General features: G+C 36.9%; 1 protein-coding gene, 1 other RNA gene and 1 pseudogene. 1 reads left to right on the top strand and 2 read right to left on the bottom strand.

The window, feature by feature from the left end:
* Nucleotides 1-518 precede the first annotated feature (518 nt).
* Both fsa and ffs read right to left on the bottom strand, forming a co-directional pair.
* Nucleotides 519-1178: a fructose-6-phosphate aldolase gene (gene fsa, locus AC1DPQ_RS23810; RefSeq protein ID WP_029274402.1), complete on the bottom strand. Its 660-nt coding sequence runs from the start codon at nt 1176-1178 to the stop codon at nt 519-521.
* 87 nt (nt 1179-1265) lie between these two features.
* An RNA gene (gene ffs / locus AC1DPQ_RS23805) (signal recognition particle sRNA small type) lies at nt 1266-1365 on the bottom strand.
* 422 nt (nt 1366-1787) lie between these two features.
* Here ffs and AC1DPQ_RS23800 point away from each other — a divergent pair.
* Nucleotides 1788-2728, top strand: a pseudogene (locus AC1DPQ_RS23800) (glutamate synthase subunit alpha); the annotation flags it as partial.

The following is a 2728-nucleotide window of genomic DNA, read 5'->3' as shown; positions in this document are numbered from 1 at the left end:
ATGGAAAGCAGGACTACAGCTGCCTACGAGCACTGTTTCTGCGCTCCAAAAAAATAAACTTCGTAAGTCAGAAGCTTCTGGAATTCTATTACGCTTTTCCCCACCTAATACTTACGAAATCCTTCCATGCGCTTGCCCATTGAGATTTCGTAAGTACCTGGCCACCTAGACCTGATTGAAATGGCATTCCGGTATTCGACTATTTAACCTTATCGAAAATTCACCGGAATATAATGGAAAGCAGGACTACAGCTGCCTACGAGCACTGTTTCTGCGCTCCAAAAAAATAAACTTCGCAATGACTTACAAAGTTTAGAAAGGGAAGGAGCGGATGAATAACTTCGCAAGTCAGAAGCTTCTGAAATTCTATTACGATTTTCCCCACCTCATACTTACGAAATCCTTCCAGGCGCTTAGCCATTGAGATTTCGTAAGTGCCCATAAAACAAAAATCCTAAGTCTTAAACCGGAAATCCGACTCAAGACTTAGGACTAAAAGACTTTCGACTTTATAATTCTTATTTCCCAGCAGCTTTAGCGTGGTCGGCTAAAAATGTAGCTAAACCGCTATCTGTTAGTGGGTGTTTTAATAAACCTGCAATAGCAGCCAATGGTGCAGTAATTACATCAGCACCTAATTTAGCACAGTTAACGATGTGTAATGGTCCGCGGATTGATGCAGCTAAAATCTGAGTTTCGTAACCGTAGTTATCAAAAATAGTTCTGATATCTTCAATTAAAACCAAACCATCGCTAGAAATATCATCTAAACGGCCTAAAAACGGAGAAACATAAGTAGCTCCAGCTTTAGCAGCTAATAATGCCTGTCCGGCAGAAAAAATTAAAGTACAGTTTGTTTTAATTCCTTTTGACGAGAAATATTTAATGGCTTTAACACCATCTTTAATCATTGGTACTTTTACTACGATTTTCGGGTTTAAAGCGGCTAAAGCTTCACCTTCTTTAATAATCTCATCGAAAGTAGTAGCAATAACTTCAGCACTTACGTTATCATCAACAATATCGCAGATAGCTTTGTAGTGGTTAATTACATTTTGTTCGCCAGTAATACCTTCTTTCGCCATTAAGCTAGGGTTGGTGGTTACGCCATCTAAAATGCCAAGATCTTGCGCTTCTTTGATTTGATCAAGATTTGCTGTGTCAATAAAAAATTTCATGTTTATAAATTCTTAAATATTTGAGTTTCTATGATTGAACCCTGAAGAATTTAGTTCCCCCTTCAGGGGATTAAGGGAAAAGAAAAAAAAGGGCAAGCACCTTCTATCGCACCGCTACAACCTTCTACCCTTGCTGTGTTCCCACCCTGGGGGAGTTCAAAGGGAGCTGGTCGTAAAAGACTTGCCCGGCCACAAAGGTAGAAAAAGAAGTTGTTACACAAAATGCATTTTTGTATTTTTTTTCTCTTTTAGGCTATGTAGCTGATTAGTAAATTAATAAAATTAAAATGTGTATTTTTAGAAGTTAGCAGGAAATACAAGATAAATAATTTTTCAAGCATACTATTTATATATAAATTAAATATTCACAAATAAATCAACAATTAAAACGATTTATGTTGAGATTTAGCAGAAAAAGCGCATTTATTGTATAATATTACCATTATAAATTTGACAAATATTCATCCATATTATTATCATTTTTTTAATCTAAAAGCTTTAAATTACTTAAGGACTAAAATTTTTCTAAAAATCGTGTCAACTCTGTAATTTAAGATTTGTTTTTCGTATCTTAGTGTTTCCTATACACTAACAACTAACGAGCAAAGAATGGAACCAAACAGTGGATTGTACGATGCGCAATTTGAACACGATGCCTGCGGTATTGGGTTCGTTGCACATGTGAAAGGGCGAAAATCGCATCAAATCATCTCTGATGCACTTACTATTTTAGAGAATCTAGATCATAGAGGGGCATGTGGAGCAGAACCAAATACAGGCGATGGTGCAGGTATTATGATTCAGATTCCTCACGAATTTTTTTACGACGAATGTTTAAAAGCTGGCTTTAGCCTACCAGAAACCAATAATTATGGTGTAGGTATGTTATTTATGCCGAAAGATATCAGATCGAGAGAAGAGTGCAGAGAATTGATTTACCGTGCCGCCGAAAAATTAGGCCTGGAAATTTTAGGCTTTAGAAAAGTTGATGTTGACACAACAGATATTGGCAATATGGCCCTTTCTGTTGAACCAGAAATTGAGCAGGTATTTATTGCCCGTCCTTATGCAGTAGCACCAGGAGCAGATTTCGAACGTAAACTTTATATTTTTAAAAATTACCTGATTAAACTGATCGTAAACACCGTTCATGGTGGTAAAGATTTTTATATTGTTTCGCTTTCTGCGCAAACCATTATATATAAAGGTCAGCTTACTTCTTTACAGGTACGTACATATTTTACCGATCTAACCGATAAGCGCATGGTTTCTGCTTTAGGTTTAGTTCACTCACGTTTTGCAACCAATACTTTCCCTTCGTGGAGGTTGGCGCAGCCATTCCGCTTTATTGCACATAATGGTGAGATTAACACTTTACAAGGAAATTTAAACTGGTTTAGAGCAGGCGTTAAGTCTTTTGCTTCTGCTTACTTTACGCCGGAAGAATTAGATATGTTATTGCCTGTAATTGACGAAACCAATTCAGATTCAGGCTGTTTAGATAATGTTATTGAGCTGTTACTTCACTCTGGAAGAACCCTGCCTCATGT

Source organism: Pedobacter sp. 01T416_2, from assembly GCF_056398925.1.
Note: the sequence above shows the minus strand (reverse complement) of the source record. Positions and strands in the feature narration are given on the sequence as shown.